At 48.7% G+C, this 23,261-nt stretch carries 21 protein-coding genes; 19 read left to right on the forward strand and 2 right to left on the reverse strand.

What is annotated here, in order from left to right:
• Positions 1–163 precede the first annotated feature (163 nt).
• The 9 genes from SPSPH_RS01870 (at position 164) to SPSPH_RS01910 (ending at position 11,240) form a co-directional block, all read left to right on the forward strand.
• On the forward strand, positions 164–1,627 hold the full coding sequence (locus tag SPSPH_RS01870) for an IS1182 family transposase (protein ID WP_338736078.1): 1,464 nt from the start codon (positions 164–166) through the stop codon (positions 1,625–1,627).
• A gap of 248 nt (positions 1,628–1,875) precedes the next feature.
• The gene (locus SPSPH_RS01875) at positions 1,876–2,877 is read left to right on the forward strand and encodes an acyl-CoA dehydratase activase (protein ID WP_075752683.1); all 1,002 of its coding nucleotides are present in this window, start codon (positions 1,876–1,878) and stop codon (positions 2,875–2,877) included.
• Positions 2,862–3,770, forward strand: coding sequence for an acyl-CoA dehydratase activase-related protein (locus SPSPH_RS01880; protein WP_075752685.1), 909 nt, complete (start codon positions 2,862–2,864; stop codon positions 3,768–3,770). Before SPSPH_RS01875 ends, SPSPH_RS01880 begins: the two co-directional genes overlap by 16 nt.
• On the forward strand, positions 3,767–4,852 hold the full coding sequence (locus SPSPH_RS01885) for an acyl-CoA dehydratase activase-related protein (RefSeq protein ID WP_075752687.1): 1,086 nt from the start codon (positions 3,767–3,769) through the stop codon (positions 4,850–4,852). The genes SPSPH_RS01880 and SPSPH_RS01885 overlap by 4 nt, the downstream gene beginning before the upstream one ends.
• Positions 4,853–4,988: 136 nt before the next feature.
• Complete coding sequence (gene tilS / locus SPSPH_RS01890; RefSeq protein WP_075752690.1) at positions 4,989–6,386, forward strand: tRNA lysidine(34) synthetase TilS; 1,398 nt, start codon at positions 4,989–4,991, stop codon at positions 6,384–6,386.
• On the forward strand, positions 6,379–6,930 hold the full coding sequence (gene hpt, locus SPSPH_RS01895) for a hypoxanthine phosphoribosyltransferase (RefSeq protein ID WP_349255069.1): 552 nt from the start codon (positions 6,379–6,381) through the stop codon (positions 6,928–6,930). The genes tilS and hpt overlap by 8 nt, the downstream gene beginning before the upstream one ends.
• Before the next feature lie 108 nt (positions 6,931–7,038).
• On the forward strand, positions 7,039–8,967 hold the full coding sequence (gene ftsH, locus SPSPH_RS01900; protein WP_075752692.1) for an ATP-dependent zinc metalloprotease FtsH: 1,929 nt from the start codon (positions 7,039–7,041) through the stop codon (positions 8,965–8,967).
• A gap of 76 nt (positions 8,968–9,043) precedes the next feature.
• Positions 9,044–10,135 carry a YibE/F family protein gene (locus tag SPSPH_RS01905; RefSeq protein ID WP_233138630.1) on the forward strand — a complete coding sequence of 364 codons (1,092 nt, stop codon included), beginning with the start codon at positions 9,044–9,046 and terminating at the stop codon, positions 10,133–10,135.
• A 40-nt stretch (positions 10,136–10,175) separates the two neighbouring features.
• Positions 10,176–11,240, forward strand: coding sequence for a hypothetical protein (locus SPSPH_RS01910; RefSeq protein WP_075752696.1), 1,065 nt, complete (start codon positions 10,176–10,178; stop codon positions 11,238–11,240).
• Between the two features lie 61 nt (positions 11,241–11,301).
• Here the strand turns inward: SPSPH_RS01910 and SPSPH_RS01915 are convergent, their stop codons facing one another.
• Positions 11,302–12,726 carry a sensor histidine kinase gene (locus tag SPSPH_RS01915; RefSeq protein WP_075752698.1) on the reverse strand — a complete coding sequence of 475 codons (1,425 nt, stop codon included), beginning with the start codon at positions 12,724–12,726 and terminating at the stop codon, positions 11,302–11,304.
• On the reverse strand, positions 12,723–13,403 hold the full coding sequence (locus tag SPSPH_RS01920; RefSeq protein ID WP_075752700.1) for a response regulator transcription factor: 681 nt from the start codon (positions 13,401–13,403) through the stop codon (positions 12,723–12,725). The genes SPSPH_RS01915 and SPSPH_RS01920 overlap by 4 nt, the downstream gene beginning before the upstream one ends.
• Positions 13,404–13,585: 182 nt before the next feature.
• Between SPSPH_RS01920 and SPSPH_RS01925 the strand changes: the two genes are divergently transcribed.
• The 10 genes from SPSPH_RS01925 to lysS all read left to right on the forward strand — a co-directional run bounded on the left by SPSPH_RS01925 (position 13,586) and on the right by lysS (position 22,983).
• A complete protein-coding gene (locus SPSPH_RS01925) occupies positions 13,586–14,572 on the forward strand; it encodes a biotin--[acetyl-CoA-carboxylase] ligase (protein ID WP_075752702.1) in 987 nt (328 codons plus the stop codon).
• Complete coding sequence (locus tag SPSPH_RS01930) at positions 14,572–15,138, forward strand: biotin transporter BioY (RefSeq protein ID WP_075752704.1); 567 nt, start codon at positions 14,572–14,574, stop codon at positions 15,136–15,138. The genes SPSPH_RS01925 and SPSPH_RS01930 overlap by 1 nt, the downstream gene beginning before the upstream one ends.
• A 134-nt stretch (positions 15,139–15,272) precedes the next feature.
• Positions 15,273–16,037 (forward strand): type III pantothenate kinase, encoded by a 765-nt coding sequence (locus tag SPSPH_RS01935; RefSeq protein WP_075752706.1) that lies wholly within the window; start codon positions 15,273–15,275, stop codon positions 16,035–16,037.
• Positions 16,038–16,094: 57 nt separating this feature from the next.
• A complete protein-coding gene (dusB, locus tag SPSPH_RS01940) occupies positions 16,095–17,066 on the forward strand; it encodes a tRNA dihydrouridine synthase DusB (protein WP_075752708.1) in 972 nt (323 codons plus the stop codon).
• An 11-nt stretch (positions 17,067–17,077) separates the two neighbouring features.
• The gene (locus SPSPH_RS01945; RefSeq protein ID WP_083945357.1) at positions 17,078–18,034 is read left to right on the forward strand and encodes a hypothetical protein; all 957 of its coding nucleotides are present in this window, start codon (positions 17,078–17,080) and stop codon (positions 18,032–18,034) included.
• 117 nt (positions 18,035–18,151) lie between these two features.
• Entirely contained in the window at positions 18,152–18,673 is a 522-nt protein-coding gene (locus SPSPH_RS01950; protein ID WP_075752712.1) for a helix-turn-helix domain-containing protein, read from the forward strand.
• A 15-nt stretch (positions 18,674–18,688) separates the two neighbouring features.
• Positions 18,689–19,588: a quinate 5-dehydrogenase gene (locus tag SPSPH_RS01955; RefSeq protein WP_075752714.1), complete on the forward strand. Its 900-nt coding sequence runs from the start codon at positions 18,689–18,691 to the stop codon at positions 19,586–19,588.
• An 18-nt stretch (positions 19,589–19,606) separates the two neighbouring features.
• A complete protein-coding gene (locus SPSPH_RS01960; RefSeq protein ID WP_083945358.1) occupies positions 19,607–20,758 on the forward strand; it encodes an NAD(P)H-binding protein in 1,152 nt (383 codons plus the stop codon).
• Between the two features lie 204 nt (positions 20,759–20,962).
• Positions 20,963–21,442 (forward strand): transcription elongation factor GreA, encoded by a 480-nt coding sequence (greA, locus tag SPSPH_RS01965; protein ID WP_075755902.1) that lies wholly within the window; start codon positions 20,963–20,965, stop codon positions 21,440–21,442.
• A gap of 41 nt (positions 21,443–21,483) precedes the next feature.
• On the forward strand, positions 21,484–22,983 hold the full coding sequence (lysS, locus tag SPSPH_RS01970) for a lysine--tRNA ligase (protein WP_075752716.1): 1,500 nt from the start codon (positions 21,484–21,486) through the stop codon (positions 22,981–22,983).
• Positions 22,984–23,261: the final 278 nt, after the last annotated feature.

The raw sequence follows: 23,261 nt of genomic DNA on the forward strand, positions 1-23,261 counted from the left end.
GAGACCAGGGAACAGAAGCCCTGGCTCTTTCTTTTGGGACGAGGGGACAGGTACCTTGTCCCAACAAGGGACCTGTCAGACTGTGTGAAAAGTGCATTTAAAAATTATATGAAATTACAAATATGTTAAAATATAGTTGTATACTGATTGAGAAGGTGAGAGTATGGGCTATATAAAAGGCGAAGAAAGAGGACAAACAATTTTGCTTCCCGAAAGTATCGACGATTACGTCCACGAAGATAATCCAGTTCGCATTATAGATGCGTTCGTGGAACAGCTTGATGTGTTGGAACTGGCATTTGAGCGATCGACTAGCCCCACTTTCGGGCGCCCTCCCTATAACCCAAAAGTCTTATTAAAATTATACTTATACGGCTATTTAAACCGGGTCCGCTCATCGCGCAGGCTTGAGCAAGAAGCAGCACGAAACCTAGAAGTCATCTGGCTATTGCAAAAACTAAAACCAGATTATAAAACCATTGCGGACTTTCGCAAAAATAATAAACTCGCCCTCAAAAAGGTGTTTCGCCAGTTCGTACGCCTGTGCGATGAATGGGGCCTATATGGCAAAGAGTTAGTGGCGATTGATGGGACTAAAATGCGAGCTTGTAATAGCAAAAAGAATAATTATAGTGCCAAAAAACTGGAACGTCATATCCGGTATATCGATGAAAAAATTGAAACCTATATGAAAGAACTAGAGACAACGGATAACGCGGAGACTCAGGAACGTAAGCTGTCGGTACAAGAAGTACAACAGCGAATTCAAGAACTTCGTAATCGAAAACAAACCTATCAGGCTTATCAAGAAACGATAGATAAAAAAGGCTGCAGTGAAGTCTCTACAACAGACCCGGATGCTCGACTTATGTCCAATAACAATAATACAGTAGATGTAGGCTACAATGTACAGACCACAGTCGATGCCAAACACAAATTAGTGGCAGACTTCAAAGTAACAACACAGGCCAACGATTTGGGTGAGTTAGCTAACATGGCCTTGCGTGCCCAAGTGGTGCTTGAAAAAAAAGAGCTCGAAGTGGTAGCAGATAAAGGATATTACAAGGTTGACGACCTCAAAACATGCGTAAAAAATCATATCACTCCGTATGTCGCGAAACAAACATATTCGAACGGGACCGGAGATAAAGAGTTTTACCCGGATAAGTTTCATTACGACGCAGAGGAAAATATATATCGGTGTCCCAGAGGAATTGAGTTATATTTTGCCAAGAAGAGAACCAGTAAGGAAAAAGGCGTTATTGGTTACGAATACCGAAATTATGCAGCCTGTTCCTCTTGTCCGGTAAAAGAACGCTGTACTCGAAGTGCAAAGGGTCGAAGTATCTTTCGGCATATAGACCAAGACTTTTTAGATACGATTAATCTAAAGACTGAGAAAAATAAAGATAAATACCGATTACGGCAAATGATCATTGAACATGTTTTTGGAACAATTAAACGAGGATGGGGAGCGTATTATTTCCTGACTAAGCGTAAGCGCTCAGTCACAGGGGAGCTTTCTTTGTCTTTTTTATCGTATAACCTTAGGCGTGTTATATCTATCCTGGGGACGAAAGAAGTATTAGCAAAATTGACTGCTAGAAAATCTCCGGCTCTAGCCTAAATCCCGCTAGATGCTATTCAGTTCAACCAAAAGTTAACGATTTGCCTAGCATTTTGTATTTTAAGCTACTTTATTAGAGGGCGTGAGAGGATATTTCACACAGTCTGCTGTCCCCTCGTCCCATTGTAATTGGATATGTATAATTATGGAATCAGAGCCAATAATAAAACTACAGGTTTTTAAGACTGCTTTCTTTACCAGACCGTTAAAACGTGTTCTGGTTTTTGAAATTATAAGGAGTGATTCCGATGCAGGTATATCTGGGGATTGATGTTGGCTCTGTGAGCACCAATGTGGCTGTCCTCCGGCAAGAGGGAAGTGTTGTTGACAGTTTGTATATTCGTACCCGGGGAAAGCCGATTGAAGCCGTGCAAACAGGCTTGCAGGAAATAAAACAGCGGTTGGGCGATGCGGAAGTTTTGGGTGTGGGAACTACCGGCAGCGGCAGGTATCTGACAGGTATGGTAGTGGGAGCCGACAGCATAAAAAACGAAATTACCGCCCATGCAATTGCCGCTATGCATATTGTGCCGGATGTCAGAACGGTGTTGGAAATTGGCGGGCAGGATTCGAAACTGATTATTATCCGCAACGGCATTGTAACCGATTTTGCCATGAATACAGTGTGTGCGGCGGGAACAGGCTCATTTCTGGACCAACAGGCCTCCAGGCTGAATATTCCCATCAGCCAATTCGGTGAGCTGGCGCTGACGGCTACGGCACCTGTCCGTATTGCCGGGCGCTGCGCGGTATTTGCCGAGTCGGACATGATTCATAAACAACAGACAGGCCATGCAATCTCCGATATTTTGCAGGGTCTTTGCCAGGCATTGGTGAGAAACTATTTGAGTAATGTCGGTAAAGGCAAGCAAGTGACAGGACCGGTGGTGTTTCAGGGAGGTGTCGCTGCCAATAAGGGCATGCAGCGTGCTTTTGAAGATGCGCTGCAATGTCCGGTTGTTGTGCCGCCCTATTATAATGTCATGGGAGCTATCGGCGCAGCGCTGGCGGCTAGGGAGGAAGTGGCCGGCAAGGGAGTTTCCGCCTTTAAAGGGTTTACGGCGCTTGAGGCCGCCTATACCACCCGCAGCTTCGAATGCAGCGGCTGTGCCAATCTCTGTGAAGTCATTGAACTCAAAGCCGATGAGGCTATTCTCGGACGCTGGGGTGACCGCTGCGGCAAGTGGACCCAGAGTGCTCTTGAACGAACAGCAGCAGAGGAAGGTGAACCGGCATGCGTATTCGCGTAGGAGTGCCGCAAGCCCTGATGTATTATCAGTATGGCCCGGTCCTGGAACGTTTCCTGACCGGGTTAGGGGCGGAGGTAGTCTTATCCGGCGAGACCTCACGCCAGACGCTTGACTGTGGCAGTGTCTTAGATGAAATGTGTTTGCCGTCCAAGGTCTGTTTCGGCCATGTCTGTTATTTGCAGGACAAGGTGGATTATTTATTTTTGCCGCGGATTATCAGCGTGAGCCAGGGGCAATATACCTGCCCCAAAATTATCGGGATGTCTGATGTGCTTAAGCACAATGTTGGCAAACTGCCGCCACTGATTGATATTCATGTCAATATGCGGCAGAAAAGCTGGCAGTTATATCAGGCTATTGTTTCTGTAGGCCGGCTGTTCGGTCAGGGTATGGCTGCAAGCCTCTGTGCCTGGGTTCGTGCCTGGCAGTACCGGGTAAGAACCCAGCCGCAGGTGTTGACTTTGGATGGGCGCCCCCGGGTTGCTGTTGTCGGGCATCCGTATATTCTGTATGACCGTCAGGTCAGCCTTGACGTGCTAGGCAGGCTGGATAAGCTGGGCATACAGGTTTTGACCCCGGAAATGGTAAGGCCGGGTGAAGTGAATAAGGCGGCAGCCACTCTGGAGAAAAGACTGTTTTGGTCAGGCGGCCATACTACGGCTGGTGCGGCGTTGGCGCTGATGCTTGGCAATCAGCCCTTAAACGGGATTATCTTTGTGACTTGTTTTGCCTGCGGACCGGATGCCTTCGTCGGGGAGATTATCCGTCAGCAAGCCCAACGCCTGGATATCCCTTGTATGCAGCTGTCACTGGATGAGCATACGGCAGAAGCCGGTGTGGTTACCCGGCTGGAAGCCTTTACCGATATGATTAAACGGAGGCGCAGACTATGATTGTCACTTTTCCGCATATGGGAACCCTGAGTATTGTTCTAAAATCGTTGTTCAGCCAGTTGGGGTGCCAGGTGCTGGTCCCGCCGCCGATGACCAGACATACTATGGAGCTCGGTACTCAGTTTTCGCCGGAAACCGTGTGCCTGCCATTTAAAATGACGCTGGGAAATTTCATGGAAGCCCTGGAGCAGGGGGCCGATACCATTGTGACCTGCGGCGGCTGCGGGCCTTGCCGTCTGGGTTATTACGCCGCTGTACAGCAGAAAATTCTGGCGGAAAGAGGTTATCGTTTTACCATGATAGCCATAGAGCCTAATCTTATCCATGTATATAAACAGCTAAAATATTTTGCTCCGCAGAAAAGCTGGCGCGAAATTTATCATGCCTTCCGGCTGGCCGGTGCCAAAATGAACCTGCTTGATGATATACAACGCGAGCTTGCCGTTATCAGGCCACGCGAAATGAAAAGCGGTTCAGCCGAGCGAGTTTGGCGGCAGACCGTTACCGCCGTGGATTTGGCTGAAAGCTGCCAGTCAGTACAAGCCATTAGAGCCGAGCTGTTGGAAAAATTGCAGGCAATAGAGCTGGCTCAAGGTGTTAGTCCCTTGCGTGTGGCGGTAGTGGGAGAGATTTATGTCATGCTGGAACCGTTTATCAATCAAAATTTAGAGCAATGTCTTGCCGGCATGGGTGTAGAAACGTCAAAAACCATGCTATTAAGCGACTATGTACGCGGCCATCTTCTCCGCCGGCGCAGTTATGTGGAAATGTTCAAACAGCTTTCGGCTATGGCTGCGCCTTATCTGGGGCATTATGTTGGCGGACATGGTTTAAAAAGCATTGCTTATACTATTTTAAAGAAGCAGCAGGATTATGACGGTATTATCCAGGTTTATCCGTTTACCTGCATGCCGGAGGTTATTGCCAAAAATATCTTGCCCAAGGTGAGTCAGGATGTGGACATGCCGGTATTGACCCTGGCCTATGATGAACAGACAGGCGAGGCCGGTATCAGAACCCGGCTGGAGGCTTTTGTTGATCTTTTGCGGTACCGGAGCAAACCGGCGGCAGCGAGGGTTTAACCGATGGCAGGAAAATGCAGTTTATGGCGCGAATTGATAATAAAAAGTCTGCAGGCAGAGCTGTTGGTCCTTTGGCCAGCTCTGCTTTGTATCAGCCAGGTAAGTGCAGACTATCAGGTAGAGAGCCGGGGATACTATGCTGGATATTGTAAAAGGCTGGATTGCCAGCTATGATTTAATCAGACCGGGCAGCCGGATTCTGGCAGCCTGTTCGGGAGGTCCTGATTCGCTGGCATTGGTGCATATGCTTAACAGTATTAAAGAGGAATACTCCTTTAGTCTGGCTGTTGCCCATGTCAATCATATGTTCCGGCCGGAGGCAGCCGGGGAAGCGGAATATGTGGCTGCTTTTTCGGCAGGTCTGGGACTTGTCTGCCATGTAACGGCCATTGACGTGGCAGCCTATGCTGCTGCCAATAAGCTGTCATCACAGCAGGCGGGCAGACTGCTGCGCTATCAGTATTTACGCAGCGTTGCCGCCGGCTGGGGCGGGGCGCGGATTGCCACAGGCCATCACCGGGACGATCAGGTGGAAACCGTGCTGCTTAACCTTCTGCGCGGTGCAGGCAGCGGCGGTTTAAGAGGCATGCAGCCGGAAAATGGTGATATTATCCGGCCGCTCCTGGCTGTCAGCCGCCGGGATATTGAAGCCTATTGTGCTGACCGGGGACTCAAGCCGCGGTATGACAGCTCAAATTACAAAACCAATTATCTGAGAAACCGTGTCAGGCTTAAGCTCCTGCCAACCCTGGAGGCTGATTATAATCCCGCTATACGGGACGCATTGTGGCGGCTCTCTGAATTGGCGGGTGATGAATATGAGTATCTTAGCCAGGAGGCCGCCAAATTATGGGGGACTGTAGCGACAGCCGGTGACCGGGTGGCTATTGATGGCAAGGCTTTGGCCGGACTGCATAAAGCCCTGCAGCGTGAACTTATCCGTCAAGCTATTGAAAAAAAACGTGGAGACCTAACAGGAATCAGCTATGGTCATGTGGAAAAATTATTAATCATGGCATTAACCGGCACCGTTGGTTCAGTGTTGACACTGCCCGGCGGGCTGACTGCCCAAAAAACCTATAGCGGTTTGGAATTGTTGAGCAATGCCTTAGATCTGAAACCAGCACCGTTTACAGGGGGCTTTAAGCCGGGAGAAGTTGCTGTACCTGGTGCAACTGTTGTTAACGGTATGAAAATACTGGCCGAGATGATCACCGGCTCACCGTCCAGCCAGGGACCAAGCACAGCCATATTTGATCTTGAACAGCTCAGGCTGCCGCTTGTTGTGAGGACACGGCAGCCTGGTGACAGGTTCCGGCCATTAGGGCTTGGCGGCAGTAAAAAGCTCAAAGAGTTTTTTATTGACAATAAAATCCCGGAAATTCAGCGGGATTTTATTCCGCTTATTGCCGATCAGCAGGAAATTATCTGGGTGGCGGGTTACCGGCAAAGTGAACATGGCAAGGTTAGTGCTAATACGCAAAAAAAACTGCAGCTTAGTATTTCTAATGGAAGGATGTTTAAATATGAGTAATAAAATGCTGGATGACCTGGATAAGATATTATTTAGTAAGGATGAATTAGCCGACCGGATTAAAGAATTAGGTGCGGCCATTACAGCCGATTACGCCGGCAAAGAAATTCTGATGATTGGTGTTTTGCGCGGCGCAGTGATTTTTATGGCTGATTTGGCCCGCTCCATAGATTTGCCGGTGGCTATCGATTTTATGGCGGTATCCAGCTATGGTGCGGCCACATCTTCCAGCGGTGTTGTCCGGATTTTAAAAGACCTTGATGAAAATGTGGAAAACAAACATCTGCTTATTGTTGAAGACATTATTGATTCAGGGTTAACATTAAACTATCTGATAGAGAATTTATGGTCCCGCAAACCGGCCAGTATCAAGATCTGCACACTTTTAAACAAGCCAGACCGGCGCAAAGTGGAAGTTCCCATTGCCTACAATGGGTTCACTATTCCCGACCATTTTGTTGTGGGTTATGGTTTGGATTTTGCAGAGAAATATCGCAACCTGCCCTTTATCGGGGTGCTTAAACCGAAAGTTTATGAAGGATAACTGCTTTCTTAATTGTCAACTTTTCCTTAATATGCTATAATTATGCGATATGAATGATAACCTGTTAGTAACGCCGTTTTTGTGGTCCAGCGAGAGGAGGGCTACTTGTTGAACAAGTTTTTCCGGAATGTCAGTTTTTACTTGTTGATTATCATAATAGCCATTTCGATAATCGACTACTATTCGTCGAAAACAACACCTAAGCAAGAAATCAGCTATACTCAATTTTTAGTCCAAGTCCAGGAGCAAAAGGTTGAGCGGGTGACGATTGTTGACAACGCTATTCGCGGTAAGCTCAAAGATGGTCAGGAGTTTTCGACAATTGCCCCTAATGATCCGACGCTGATTAATGAGCTCAGGGCAAAAGGGGTTGACATCAAGGCCGAAGAGCCGCCCCAACCGCCATGGTGGACGACGATTTTCTCATCCATTCTGCCGATACTGCTCTTGATTGGTGTATGGTTTTTTATCATGCAGCAAACACAGGGTGGCGGCAACCGGGTAATGTCTTTTGGCAAATCCCGGGCAAAACTGCATGGTGAGGATAAAACCAAGGTTACCTTCAGCGATGTGGCCGGAGCAGATGAGGCCAAACAGGAACTGGAAGAGGTTGTTGAGTTCCTGAAGCATCCAAAGAAATTTAACGATTTAGGGGCGCGTATCCCCAAAGGGGTGCTCTTATTCGGACCGCCAGGCACAGGGAAGACCTTGTTGGCACGGGCGGTAGCCGGGGAAGCCGGTGTACCTTTCTTTAGCATTAGTGGCTCCGACTTTGTGGAAATGTTTGTGGGTGTCGGTGCTTCCAGGGTGCGCGACTTATTTGAACAGGCGAAGAAAAGTGCTCCCTGTATTGTGTTCATCGATGAGATTGACGCGGTTGGCCGGCAGCGGGGCGCAGGCCTTGGCGGCGGCCACGATGAACGTGAGCAGACCTTGAACCAATTATTGGTTGAGATGGATGGCTTTGGTGTGAATGAGGGGATTATTATCATCGCCGCTACCAACCGTCCGGATATCCTTGATCCGGCGCTTTTGCGCCCAGGCCGGTTTGACCGCCAGATTGTGGTTGACCGTCCGGACGTTAAAGGACGTTTGGAAATACTCAAAGTGCATACCAAAGGCAAGCCTGTCGCCAAAGAAGTTAATCTTGATGTGCTGGCACGCCGCAGTCCCGGCTTTACCGGCGCGGATCTCAGCAATTTAGTTAATGAAGCGGCGCTCTTGGCTGCCAGACGCAATAAGCGGCGGATTGAAATGCCGGAGCTGGAAGAGGCTGTTGAGCGTGTTGTGGCAGGACCTGAACGCAAATCCAAGGTCATCAGTGATAAAGAGAAAAAACTTACCGCCTATCATGAGGCCGGTCATGCGCTTGTCGGCATGATGCTGACCCATACCGACCCGGTGCATAAGGTATCAATAATTCCCCGCGGGCGGGCGGGCGGCTATACGCTGATGCTGCCGAAGGAAGACCGTTATTATGCAACCAGGACAGAGCTCCTGGAACAGCTTAAAACACTCTTAGGCGGCCGGGTTGCCGAGTCTGTCGTGCTGGGTGAAATTAGTACCGGCGCGCAAAATGACTTGGAACGGGCCACCGATTTGACCCGCAAGATGATTACCGAGTATGGCATGAGTGAAGTATTAGGTCCGATTACCTTTGGCCGCCGCCAGGAGCAGCAGGTTTTCTTAGGCCGCGATATTTCCCGTGACCGCAACTATAGTGAAGAGGTTGCCTATTCCATTGACAAGGAAGTGCGCCGCCTGATTGAAGAAGCCTATGACAAGACAGAAGAGCTGCTGCGGACCAACATTGACAAGCTGCACCTGATTGCCAACGCGCTTTTAGAGCGTGAAACGCTTGAGGCCCATGAACTGGAGCAGCTGTTAAATCAGGGCAGTATAACTGAAACAGATTTAAGCAGCGAGGATGATGTGCCGCCTGCTGATCTGCCGCCGGTCAATGCCGAAACTGACCCGGATACCGGCAACAGTCCTAAGATTGTTTATAGTTTTGGTCTGGCTGAATCGCGCTATTGAAGGTAAGCTGAACAACGGCAGGTATACATACCTGCCGTTTTGTTATATGTAAATATAGATGCCAAGGAGGTTCAGGGTGAGAAAACTGTTAGTAATTATAGTGATTATGCTATTATCAACCGGGGTGCTGCAAGCCGCCCCGGCGGCTCCGCCGGTTGTATACGAAAAAGGTGTTGTGGTATTTGTGGGGCCGCTGGATCAAACAATGCAGAAGCAGTATCATATGGCCCAGGGTGAGCTTGTCAGTATTCAGCTGACAAGCGGACCGGAGACCGGCAAAGTGGTCGATACCTTTAATTTTGTCTCAGACCGTTCGGCCTATGAAATCAGGGTTAAGCCGGGTGACAAGGTTATTGTTGCCGTCACCAGTGACCTGGGCAGAACAAGCTATCACGTCAGTGATTTTGACCGCTTTGATTATGTGTATGTGCTGGGCGGTTTATTTGTGCTGGCACTGGTGGTGTTTGGCGGAGTGGTGGGCGCTAAGTCGGTATTGGTTATCGCCTTTGCGATGCTGCTCATCTTTAAGTTTTTTATTGATCAGGTGATGGTTAATCTGTACAGCTTAACCTTGTTGACCCTGGTGGTGTCTGCCATTATTGCCGTGGTGACCCAGGTGGTGGTAAGCGGGGTGTCGAAAAAAACCCTGGCCGCCATTTTGGGGACTGTCGGCGGTGTGGCGATAGCCGGAATACTGTCAATGCTATCGGTCAAGCTTATGCACCTGACAGGCTTGGACTCGGAAGAGGCCATGCTGCTCAAAGCATCTATGCTGGCACAGATTGATTTTCAGGGCGTGCTGTTTGCGGGAATGGTTTTTGGCTCCCTGGGGGCGGTTATGGATGTTACCATTTCCATTGCCTCGGCGGTATATGAGGTCAGGAGCGTTCACCCGACCATCGGTTTTAAGGAACTGGTGCGGGCAGGTATGAATGTGGGGCGGGATATTATGGGTACCACATCCATCACCCTGATTCTGGCATATGCCGGCACTTCCCTGCCCCTGATGCTGCTGATTGCTTCACAACAGAATGCGCCGATGCTAAAGATACTAAATCTAAATCTGATCGTGACCGAATTTGCCAGAGCCTTAACCGGCAGCATCGGTTTGGTTTGCGCTATACCGCTGACTGCTGTCATTACGGCTATGCTGCTGAAAAGAGACTGAGTCAAGGGACGGTTCCCTGACTCGTGAGAGGGGGAGAAGGATGAGTTGGATAAAACCGTATCAGGCTACCGGGCTGGGAAGTTTGCCGCATCAGGATGAGTTAACGGCCCTGCAGGTAATTGCCAAGGCCATGCCGGTTTGGCCGCATTGGCCGCAGCTGCCGGCGAAGATGCCGGAACAGGGTTTTGTCGTACAGTATGTTCAGCCGCTGATTAGACTTGGGGTGCTGACGTCAAGGCCGCTTAAGGATCCGGTATTTGTTCGGACAGAGCCCGGCTGGGAGGATAAGGCCGGTAACTTTTACGAGCAATATCTGGCCTTTGTCAATGGCGATAGCAGGGCGGAGCAGACCTTTGCGCTTGAGGGTGAGGCTTTTGCCGGTCTTGAAGCGTTCATCAGGAATTTTAACCTTTGTTTCCCTAAGGCCCAAGGGGTCAAAGGTCATGTCAGCGGGCCACTGACGGTAGGGATGCAAATTAGGGATGAGCGGGGCAGGGCGTGTTTTTATGATGAGACGCTGCGGGAAATTTTAGTGCATTGCCTTACCGCCGAGGCTGTACTCGAAGCACGGCGGCTAAAAACACTGGGTTTGCCTGTACTTATATTTATTGATGATCCGGGACTGTTTCTGATTGGCGTATCTACGCATATTACCTTAACCAGAGAAGCTGCCGCCGCTGCTTTGGCTGCTGTTATTGACGCCCTCCACACCGAAGGTGTTAAGGTGGGGGTGCATGCTTGCGCCGGCATTGACTGGTCAATTTTGTTTGCGCTGCCGGTGGATGTAATAAGTTTTGATGCGTATCATTATTTTACCGGCATGGCACTGCAGGCAGACGGTTTGGCTCAGTACCTGGAGCAGGGCGGCAAACTGGCCTGGGGGCTTGTTCCTACTTCGGAAGAAGCCTGGCAGGAAACGCCGGCGTCAATACTGCGGCGGTTTGATGAACAGTGTGACGAACTGGCCGGGCGGGGTGTTGATGCTGCCGTATTGCGGCAAAGTATTATTTGGACACCAAGCTGTGGCACAGGAGCGTTGCCTGTCGAGCTGGCAGAGCATGTCTATGGGTTAGTCGAGGGTGTCGTTGACAGGCTGAATTCCTAATACAAGTATGCAAAAATAAAATTGCCACGCCGGCATTGACGGGCGTGGCAAATTTTTATTCCTAATCGGATTTCACCGGCAGCGTAAACGTAAACGTAGTGGTCTGGCCCGGCGTACTGGTGGCGCCGACAGTGCCGCCCATCGCGATTACTAACTTGTGGGTGATGGCTAAGCCAAGCCCGGTGCCGCCGTCACCGCGGGAACGCGATTTATCTACCCGGTAAAAGCGCTGCCAGATATATGGCAGGTGTTCGGGTTCGATGCCTTGGCCGGTGTTACTTATATCAATAGCTACCTGCTGTTGAAAGGTACGGGCAGACAGACTGATGGCCGAACCCGGTACAGCATGGCGAATTGCGTTGGTCAGAAGGTTGGTAAGCACCTGATCCAGCCGGTCGGGATCGGCCAGGACTGGCGGCAGTGTGTCCGGGATGTTTGTCTCTACTGTTAATTTTTTGAGCTCCAGGAAGGGAGTCAGCGCAGAGGTATGTTCGGTAATAAACTCGGTGAGCCGGATAGGCTGAGCGGCAAGGGGGATTTCGCCTGCTTCCAGTTGTGAAAGGTCCAGCAAATCACCAACCAGCCGGCCAATCCGGTTGCTTTCGGCCACAATACCGGTGAGGTAGCGTTCGCGTTGTTTTTCGGTGGTGACAAGCCCGTCCAGCATGGTTTCAGCCAAAGCTTGAATTGAGGCTACCGGGGTTTTTATTTCATGGGAGACATCTGACAAAAATTCGCGCCGTTTTTGTTCCAATTGTGCCAGCTCTGCCGCCATTGTGTTAAAGGTTCGGCCAAGCTCACCGATTTCATCACTTCGCGTGGCTGTGGTGCGGCTGGCATAATTGCCGGCCGCAAAGGCAGCGGCGGCCTGGCTGATATCACGCAGCGGACGGGTCAGGCTGCGGGCTGTTAACAGTCCCACAATCATGGCGGCAAAAGCACTGGCTGCCAGAGAATATAGCAGCAAATTTCCCAGGGCCTGCGTTGTGCGGGTGACACCTTTCAGTGGAGAATAGAGAAATAATGCGGCTGGCGGATCGGATTCCCGCGGTGGCAGCGGCAAGGCTGCCACTATCGCCGGGTCGCCATTGCGCCAGGGTTTCAATATCTTCTGTGAGCCGTTGCTGTCCAAATCCAGCCAATCGGCTTTATCCCATAACTCGGACAGGTTTCCCAGGCGTTTTCCTCTCCAGCCTTTTGGCGGTTGACCGGCAAGAACCTTGCCGTTTTTATCCATGAGCCAGATATCGCCGCCGGCCATATCGCCCATGCGGTCAATCCACCGGTCAGGCGGCTTTTGCCCTTTGGCTAAGGTGGGTGTAAGCATATCTACGGCTGCTTTGCCTTTGGCCAGGAGGTCACGGCGTTTGTTTTCAATAACATGATCACGCACCAGGTAAGACATAAGTAAGCCTAAGGTCAACATGCTGACAAGAATAATTGCCACATGTGATAACAGCAGTTTAGCAAACAGCGATCTGATCATTTGGCAGTCACCTCAAATTTGTAGCCTACGCCCCACACCGTATGGATATAACAGTATTTGGGGTTATCAATTTTTTGCCGCAGGCGTTTGATGGTGGCGTCAACGGTGCGGTCGGCGCCGTCGAAGTCATAGCCCCAGACATTAATGAGGAGCTGCTCCCGGGAAAAAGCCATTTTAGCATGGCGGGCCAGAAAAGTTAACAGCTCAAACTCTTTGGGGGACAGTTGATTGCTTGTTTTGCCGGAGGCTACTGTTTGGGCAGCTAAATCGATACTGAGCTCAGGAAACTCTATACAGGTGCCGGCCTCGACCAAGAGGCCGCTGCGGCGCAGTACGGCTTTAACCCGGGCAATAACTTCGCGGGGGCTGAAGGGCTTGGTAATATAGTCATCCGCGCCCAGGGAAAATCCGGTAAGCTTATCGGCTTCCGCACTTTTGGCGGTTAAAAAGATCACAGGTACTTTGCGTTCCACCGCTGCGCAAATTTCCCAGCCTGTTCGTTTCGGTAACATGACATCAAGAATTAATAAATCCGGACGGTGCTCCTCTTCTATTGCCAGGGCCGTTTGTCCGTCAAATGCGGTAAAGACCTTAAAGCCTTCGCGCTCCAGATAAAGCTGAATGACTTCAACAATAGTCGCTTCATCGTCGGCCAGCAATATTTTGATCTGTTCCATAAGCCACCTCACACGATAGTGATTAAATACATTTTTGGTCAAAAGGATAAAGTGGGTCCAGAACCTAAAGCAATGCTATCATACTCCGGCGGTTGTGTAAATGAGGGGAAAGGCCTAATTGACAATGGTTAACCAATGAATTATTATTAGGGTAACAATGCTGACTTTGGAGTGAATATGCAATGCGAACGGCCATTTTGGAACTCTTAAAGAAAAATTCAGATCAATACATTTCAGGCGAAAATATCTCTCAGTTACTAAAGGTATCGCGAACAGCGGTCTGGAAGCATATTCGCGCCCTTAAGCAAGCCGGTTACGAAATCGAAGCCCATCCCCGGCTGGGATATGTGTTTAGACAAATGACAGAACGCTTACTGCCGGGGGAGATTAAGGCTCATCTGACCAGTTCGGTACTGGGGCGGGAGGTTCATTATTTTAGCGAAATTGATTCAACTAATAATGCGGCCAAAAAATTGGCAGCCGACGGCTGTCCGGAGGGTACTATTGTTGTTGCCGAAGAGCAGCTTACCGGTCGCGGCCGTTTGGCCAGAGGCTGGTATTCGCCGTTTGGCAAAGGGATCTGGCTGTCGGTAGTTCTCAGGCCGCCGTTTGCTCCCATGGAGGCGGCTAAATGCACGTTGATGGCAGCAGTTGGTATAAACCGGGCAATAAACGCTGTAACAGGCGCCGGCTGTGGCATTAAATGGCCTAATGACATTCTGTGCAAGGACCGCAAGGTGGTAGGCATTCTTACAGAAATGAGTGCGGAGATGGATGCCATTAACTATGTGGTAATTGGCATTGGTGTTAATGTTAATATGGAGGAGCAGGATTTTCCCGAAGAAATTGCCGCTACCGCCACTTCGTTAGCCATGGCAGCCGGATGCCGGATTCCGCGCATGAAGCTGCTGACAGCTATTCTGGCTGAACTGGAAAATGTGTATAGTACAGTCAAAACTTCAGGCTTTGCGCCAATACTTGCCGAGTGGAAAAACCAGTCGGTCACCTTAGGTCAGCAGGTGGCGGTGAATGGTATTGACCGGAATTTTACCGGCCTGGCTGTTGATATTGATGCCGACGGCGCGTTGCTCATTAAGACACCGCAAGGCATAGAACGGGTGCTGGCCGGTGATGTATCTATCAGACCTAGTATTGAGGAGGGAACCTGATGCAAATTCGTTCGATGGCGCTTACCAGTTTGTTTGCCGCTCTGCTGGCGGTGAGCTCTCAGATATCTATTCCTATTGGACCTGTGCCGGTTGTCATGCAGGTTATGATGGTGCTGCTGGCCGGTATGGTGCTGGGCAGCCGTTTAGGGCCGGCAAGTGTGGCCGTCTGGGTGCTTTTAGGTGTATTCGGGCTGCCGGTTTTTGCCCAGGGCAAAGCAGGAGCGGCTGTCTTAATTGGTCCTACGGGCGGTTATATTGTTGGCTATTTTTTCTGTACGTATATTGTTGGCTATGTTGCGGAACACTTTGAACTGACCTACAAGTATACCGCTTTGTCCATGTTAGCCGGTCTGGCGGTTATTTATGGTGCGGGTTTGGCGGGATTCATGCTTTCCTTCCAATATGTGCTGCACAAAGCTATGACGCTGGACAGGGCGCTGAATCTGGCAGTGCTGCCCTTTTTGCCGTTTGACCTGATTAAAACAGCGGCTGCGGTATATGTTGGTGTACGTGTACGCCGGGCTTTGTTAAAAACCGGTTTGCTTGGCAGCAGGCAGCCTGTTTAAAATGACTGTTAATTTCGCGTATTGCTTTAGTGTATTTACAATCTTCCCGTTTTTGCGGTACAATAGTAGCTATTAATAATTAAATCTGTACGAATAGCGCAGGCAGCTTCCTGCTGCACAGGGGGATTTTACTCATGTTATTAGTATTTGATGTTGGCAACAGCAACATCGTTTTGGGAGCTTTTGACGGCGAAGAACTTGTGTACCACTGGCGGGTATCGACAGATAAACAAAAGCCCGGTGATGAGTACGGAATGTTGATTTACAACCTGTTTACTTATCGCGGCATGAAAATGGAAGATATTGAAGCCATTGTTATTTCTTCGGTTGTTCCGCCGCTGGTTGTACCGTTAACCAGGATGTGCCAGCGATATTTTAATGTCGATCCGCTTGTTGTTGGGCCTGGTGTTAAAACCGGTATGTGTATCAAGTATGAAAATCCGCGCGAAGTGGGTGCAGACCGTATTGTAAATGCCATTGCGGCCTATGACAAATATGGCGGACCGTTGATTATTGTGGATTTTGGCACAGCCACCACCTTTTGCGCTTTGGCGGAAAATGGCGATTATCTGGGTGGTGCCATTGCACCAGGTATTGGTATTTCCACTGAAGCTTTATTCCAGCGGGCAGCTAAATTGCCCCGCATCGAACTTATTAAGCCTAAAAATGTGATATGCCGCAATACTATCAATAGTATGCAGTCAGGCATTATTTATGGTTTTGTTGGACAAGTAGATGAAATTGTCCGTCGCATGCGTATTGAGATGGGACAGAAGGCGAGTGTTGTCGCTACAGGCGGTTTAGCCAACCTTATTGCCCAGGAGTCTAACACCATTGATAAGGTGGATACCTTCCTGACATTAGAGGGTCTCCGTCTTATTTACGAACGCAACCGGTAATACAGAGGCTAAGCAGGGCGGTCAATATGGCCGCCCTTTAAAAATATAGGAGGTCATATGCAAATCGGGAAACTCAAATTGGCCAATCCCGTTATCCTGGCACCTATGGCCGGGGTAACAGACCTGCCGTTTCGTTTGCTTGCCAAAGAAATGGGCTGTGGCTTGGTCTATTCCGAGATGGTTAGTGATAAAGGACTTATTTATGATAATGTTCATACCAAGAAGCTGCTGGCTATTGATGAACGGGAACGGCCGGTGGCGCTGCAGATCTTTGGTTCAGAGCCTGACAGTATGGGAAAAGCAGCCACCATTGTTGCCGATGCCGGAGCTGATATTATTGATATCAATATGGGCTGCCCTACGAATAAAATTGTTAGAAATGGCGAAGGTTCGGCGCTTATGCGCAACCCTGATTTAGCCTATCGCATTATTGCTGCCGTCGTAACGGCGGCTGGCGATGTGCCGGTAACTGTAAAGTTTCGCAAAGGCTGGGATGATAAATCGGTTAATGCCGTAGAGATTGCCAAACTGGCCGAACAGGCCGGCGCGGCGGCTGTCAGTGTGCATGGCAGGACCCGGGAACAGTTTTACTCCGGTCAGGCTGACTGGAATAGTATCAGGGAGGTAAAACAGGCTGTTGGCATACCTGTTATCGGCAATGGTGATGTCCGCACTCCGCATGATGCCAAGCGTTTATTGACTGAGACCGGCTGTGATGGCATAATGGTAGGACGGGGAGCACAAGGCAATCCCTGGATATTCCGTCAAATAATCCATTATCTGGCCACCGGTGAAATACTGTTGCCGCCAGGACTTGACGAACGGATTGATATGCTGCTGCGGCATCTGGATATGCTTGTTGAGCACAAAGGCGAGTATGTTGGTATCAGAGAAATGCGCAGTCATGCTGCCTGGTACACCAAGGGGCTGCATAAATCGGCCGAGTTAAGGCTTACCTTTAACCAGGCGGCAAGTAAAGCCGATTTTATTCGAATTATGGAAGATTACCGTGCGCTGGCATTGAGGTGAAGATCGTGAATATGCTTATTATGCCTGTCGCTAACGGCGTATTGCCAAGAGCACAGGGCGGGACGATTACCGGTATGTTTATTATTGAAAATGGCGGCCAGTTACTGTTAGATGTAGGGGTGGGAAAAGAAATTCTCATCTGTCCCTGGATTGTGGAAGAACAAGGCTTGTATCCTGTAGGTGTAATTGTCCGTATCATGAATATCTGGAATCATGCGGTTGTCGACGAGGCCGGCGTTGAAACTCCTGTACTGATGGCTAAGCTGGAAGGGCGGGGCCATGCCCGCTGGCATACACTCCGTACGGCTGGCAGCTATATCTATTCCGATAATGTTGAACAGCTTAACTTAAAGAAGCTGCGGCAGGAGTATCCGTCCATTTCCGGTGCCGGGTGGGCGCCGCAGGGCGGCTATACAGAGTTCCGGGATAAAAGTGATATTCCTGTTACATTATATGGGAATGACCTGGAAACAGGCCGGCAAGTAAGTATAACCGCTAATTTAGGCGGATTGGTTGAACTGGAACAGGCTCACACCATTGAACATTCTGTCATCAGGGCATTACAGACCTATGGGCTTTGTACGCCCCGGACACTGATTGCAGCTATGAGCCGGGAAACCGACGAACTGAAAAAATCGGTGGAGTTTAGCATCAAGCATACCCTGCCGGAGGCTTTAGGATTGACGGCCAGCGGTGCCTGCGGCAATCCGATGACCAATTTAGCCCAGGTATATTTGGCCCAAGAGTTTGTCAGCAATATTGAAGCAGGCAAATCCTTGAATGAGTCACTGGATAAAGCCCGCCGCTCGACGATGTCTCAGCTGACTGATGATATCGGTCTTACTATGAACCAAGGCATCCGTGTTTTACAAGGGCTCAAAAAAGGTATGGTTCATGATGATACAATATTAAAGCTGCAAACCTATAAGAAAGTAATAAGCCGTTTCCCCTTTGAACCCTGGGGATAACGGTTTTTTTCGAATTTTCCTATTTTATGGAAAAACTTGTTAACAAGCAAAAATAATGCTAAAATATGTATGTACACAATATTGTGCACATATACTACAAGGGGAGATGACCAAGTCGTGTTGCTTCGCATTGGTGACAAGATTGTTGACCGTCAGAAGATTCATCATACTGTGGACAAAATTCTTGAACTGCGCAAGGGCGGCCTGTCACAGCTGGAAGTAGCGGGGCAGGCGGGTGTTGACCGGACTTTTGTTTCACGCCTGGAGACGATTGGCGAGATTCGCAAAGGCGGCCGGATAGCACTCATTGGTTTCCCGATAAAAAACTGCGAGGAAATTTACGCCATAGCCAGACGGGAAGGCATTGATTACTGCCTGCTTTTGTCTGAGCAGGAGCGCTGGGACTTTGTTCAGACTAAGAGCGGTATCGAGCTTTTCAATACCATTATGGAGATTATTTCCAGTGTGCGTAAGCATGATATAGTAATTATTATTGGGTCAAATATGCGGATAAAGCTAATGGAGACCTTACTGGACAAAGCCGTAATCGGCGTACAAATTGGGGAATCACCAATCGCAGAAGATAAATATGTGAATCCGGAGGATATTTGTGCACTTATTAAGCAGCTCAGGTTTTAGTCGGGGGGATATGCGATGAAACAGGTGGTAAGCATCAGTCTGGGTTCATCTAAACGCAATGGTACGACAGTCGCCACTTTTGGCGGGCACGAATTTTGTATTAACCGAATAGGAACAGACGGAGATAAAAATAAGGCGGCGCGGCTTATTCGCGAACTGGACGGCCAGGTGGATGCTATTGGTCTTGGCGGTACTGACCTGTATATTTATGCCGGTGCAAAGCGGTATACTTTCCGGGAGTCGGCAGCTTTGGCTGCCAACGCCAAAATAACGCCGGTAGTTGACGGTAGTGCCATAAAAAACACCTTGGAGCGGCGGGTAGTATCCTGTCTTATGACTAAACACGGCTGGGATTTCAAAGATAAAGAGGTACTTATCGTGTGTGCCGTTGACCGGTTCGGTCTGGCCGAAGCCTTGGCGGCAGCCGGCAGCCGGACGGTATTTGGTGATTTGATGTTTGGGTTAGGGCTGCCTGTACCTATTACCACTTTAACCGGTTTGTCCCGGTTGGCCAGCCTGATAGCTCCTATTGTCACCAAACTGCCTGTTAGCTTGTTTTATCCTACCGGTGACAAGCAGACACAAGTTACCCCCAAATTTGAACAGTATTTCCATAACGCCAGTATTATTGCCGGAGATTTTCATTTCATTAGACGATATATGCCGGCGACTATGAAAGATAAACTAATTATTACCAACACTGTGACCCAAGAGGATGAAACCCTGCTCAGAAAACGCGGTGTGGCCATCCTGGTAACCACTACGCCGGAGATGGGCGGGCGGTCTTTTGGCACTAATATTTTAGAAGGGGTACTGACCGCTTTATCTGGCAAACGCCCCGAGCAGCTAACGGTAGACGATTATAACCAGCTTATAGAACAAAACGGGATTGAGCCGAGGTTAAAAACCTTATGATGAAGGAGGCGCTTGTATTTGCAAAAATTTGCTTTTGTAGTTCATCCGCTTGAAGCCAGGGATTTTAGCCGGAAATTTTCCTTTACCCGTAACTGGCCTGATGGGTTAGTAGAGGGAATTATTAAATACATACCACCGTTTAAAGTATCTCACATTAGAGGTATCGATTCCGGGCATAATACGGCTGAAGGATGGTTTATAGGGTGCCCCCTGACATCCCGTCAAATGCTGGACATGCCTGAACCCTATGTCATTAAGAAGATTATTAAGGCCGGCAAAGTAGCTGAAAAACTGGGCGCAAAAATTGTTGGCCTTGGTGCTTTTACTTCCATCGTTGGTGATGCGGGCATATCTATCGCCAAGAATTTGAATATTGCAGTGACCACAGGCAACAGTTACACGGTGGCAACCGCATTGGAAGGAACGCGTCAGGCAGCTAAGCTGATGGAAATTGATTTAGAACGGGCTAATGTACTTATCCTGGGTGCGACAGGTGCTATTGGCGCAGCTTGTGCACAGATTTTAGCCAAGGAAGTGCGCTATTTAACACTGGCTGCCCGTGATGAATCCAAGCTTGAAAAACTTGCTGCACAAATTTTAAAATCTACAGGATTAGCCGTGCGGGTAACTGCAAATACTAAACATGCTATTCGAAATGCAGATATTGTTGTGGCCGTAACCAGCGCTATTGACAGTATAATTGAGCCTGAGGACCTAAAACCAGGCGCTATTGTGTGCGATGTAGCCAGGCCGCGCAATGTCTCCCGTCGGGTAGCAGAAATACGTAATGATGTACTTGTCATCGAAGGTGGGATAGTTGAGGTCCCGGGAGATGTACAGTTTGGCTTAAACTTTGGGTTTCCACCGCAAACTGCCTATGCCTGTATGGCAGAAACCATGATATTAGCGTTAGAGGGACGTTACGAAAACTTTACGCTAGGGCGGGACTTGACGGTAAAACAAGTCGAAACTATTAATAAATTGGCGAATAAGCACGGTTTTAAACTTGCCGGATTCCGAAGTTTTGAGAGAGCAATTACGCCGCCGGAACTGACTGGGATTAAAAATAATGCTGCCCGGAAAGCTATTCAAGTACAATCAGGTATACAAAGGGGTGCTTTAGAAAATATTGACAAAAATCTCATTTATGCCTATAATAATGAAAAATAGGGGATAGTCATAGTGTCAGGCCTCTTACCCATCAACAGTGTCAAGTCCTACTTGACACTATTTATATTGCCCAGTCCTGATAGCTAAAGATTTTCCCGCAACTTCGGGCAATTTTTTTACTCAACCGAATACACTATCACAAAAGGAATTTGCAATATTTGCAAAAAAGACTTTTGCAAATATTTGAATAAAGAGGAGAATGTAATAATGGAAAAAGACGTTATGCTGACCATAGACGGGCTGAAGAAGTTGGAGCAAAAGCTTGACCATTTAAAATCAGTTCGCCGCCGGGAAGTGGCTGAGCGTATTAAACAAGCCATTGAATTCGGTGATATCAGCGAAAACTCAGAGTATGAAGATGCCAAAAATGAACAGGCCTTTATTGAGGGTGAAATTCTGGGCTTGGAAAAAATCCTGCGCAATGCCAAAGTTATAGACGAAGGCGAAGTAGGCACCGACATTGTGGCGCTGGGCTCCACCGTTAAGCTTAAAGATCTGGAATTTGATGATGAATTGGAATATACTATTGTTGGTTCGGCTGAAGCCGATCCTGCCGAATTCAAAATTTCTAACGAATCACCTGTTGGTCAGGCTATTATTGGCCAGAAGGTCGGCAGTGTGGTAGAAGTAAATGTTCCAGCCGGAATTTTGAAATATGAAGTCATGGAGATCAGACGACAATAGTAATCTGATAGTTGAAGAAAGTAGGACAGGGGAGACGTTACATGGCAGAAACAGAAGCAGTACAAGATAATCAGCAGACAGCAGAAGACCTAAACGAATTGATGAAGGTTCGCCGGGAGAAGATGGATAAAATTGCTGCCCAGGGGATTGAGCCTTTTGGGCGGAAATATGATTTTACCCATCACGCGCAGACCGTCATTGAGCAGTATGCTCAATTAGAGGGACAAACTGTCCGCATAGCCGGCCGGCTTATGGCCGTACGCGGTCATGGGAAGGCCAGCTTTGGCCATGTAATGGATATGACCGGCAAAATTCAGGTTTATTTTCGCCAGGATGTGCTGGGGGAAACTGCCTATGAGCAGTTTCGACTCTTAGATATTGGTGATCTTGTAGGCATTGAAGGCGTGGTATTTACAACCCAAAAAGGTGAAATCAGCATCAAGGCCACCAGCTTTGAATTTTTGGCTAAGACACTCCGGCCGCTGCCGGAAAAATGGCATGGATTGAAAGATGTTGAGACCCGCTATCGTCAGCGTTACCTTGATTTGATTGTAAACCCTGAGGTACGCAATAACTTCGTCATACGCAGCAAAATCATCAGAGCTATGCGCCAGCAATTGGATGATCGCGGTTTCCTGGAAGTGGAGACCCCCATGATGCATCCGATCGCCGGTGGGGCAGCAGCCAAGCCGTTTGTTACCCATCATAATGCACTTGACATGAAGCTATATATGAGGATTGCGCCGGAGCTATACCTCAAACGCCTGATTGTGGGCGGTTTTGAAAAAGTGTATGAACTCGGGCGGGTATTCAGAAACGAAGGCATTTCGATTAAGCATAATCCGGAATTCACCATGATCGAACTGTATCAGGCGTTTGCTGACTATCAGGATGTTATGCGTTTGACAGAAGAAGTCGTAGCCGGTGTCGCCCAGGCCGTTCTTGGCACCACCAAGATTACTTATCAAGGACAGGAAATTGACCTGACACCGCCCTGGAACCGGATGACTATGCCGGAAGCTATTAAAAAGTTTGCCGGAGTGGACTTTGATGAGGTTACCACCATCGAAGCGGCTAGGGCTATTGCCGATAAACTAGGTGTTAAGTATGAACAAAAGCATGGAATTGGCGGAATTTTGAACAATGTATTTGAGGAAGTGGCAGAGCAGCATTTGATTCAGCCAACCTTTATTATTGGCCACCCTACCGAGATATCACCTTTGGCTAAACGTAACAAAGACAATCCGGACATTACCGACCGGTTTGAGGCATTTGTTTTTGCCCGTGAGATTGCCAATGGTTTTTCGGAATTGAATGATCCGATTGATCAGCACGGACGATTTGCTGATCAGCTGACACAGCGGCTGGCTGGTGATGATGAAGCTCATATGATGGATGAAGACTATATCACCGCACTTGAGTATGGCCTGCCGCCTACAGGTGGTCTGGGTATTGGTATTGACCGGTTGGTTATGTTTTTGACCGATTCCTATTCCATCCGGGATGTGCTGCTTTTCCCGCATATGCGTCACCGTGATTAACTACGTGTAAAAAGCTGACCGGTTGCGGCCGGTCAGCTTTTTATCCGTCTGACAGTGTTTATAGGTTTTAGGCGCCGTCACAAGATATAGTGTGGACGGCTGTCATACAACTATCTTGTTTTTGATTGACAAGCTCGAAGTCATTGTGTTAACATACTATTCGTTCGCTTGAAGATTTAACCGATGGTTACTCAATTGAGATGTTGACAGACCAATTGCTATATGCTAATATATAGAAGTCGCTGAAACATGCGATTGAAAATTCAAAAAGATATATT

The sequence above is a fragment of the Sporomusa sphaeroides DSM 2875 genome (assembly GCF_001941975.2).
Classification (GTDB): Bacteria; Bacillota; Negativicutes; order Sporomusales; family Sporomusaceae; genus Sporomusa; species Sporomusa sphaeroides.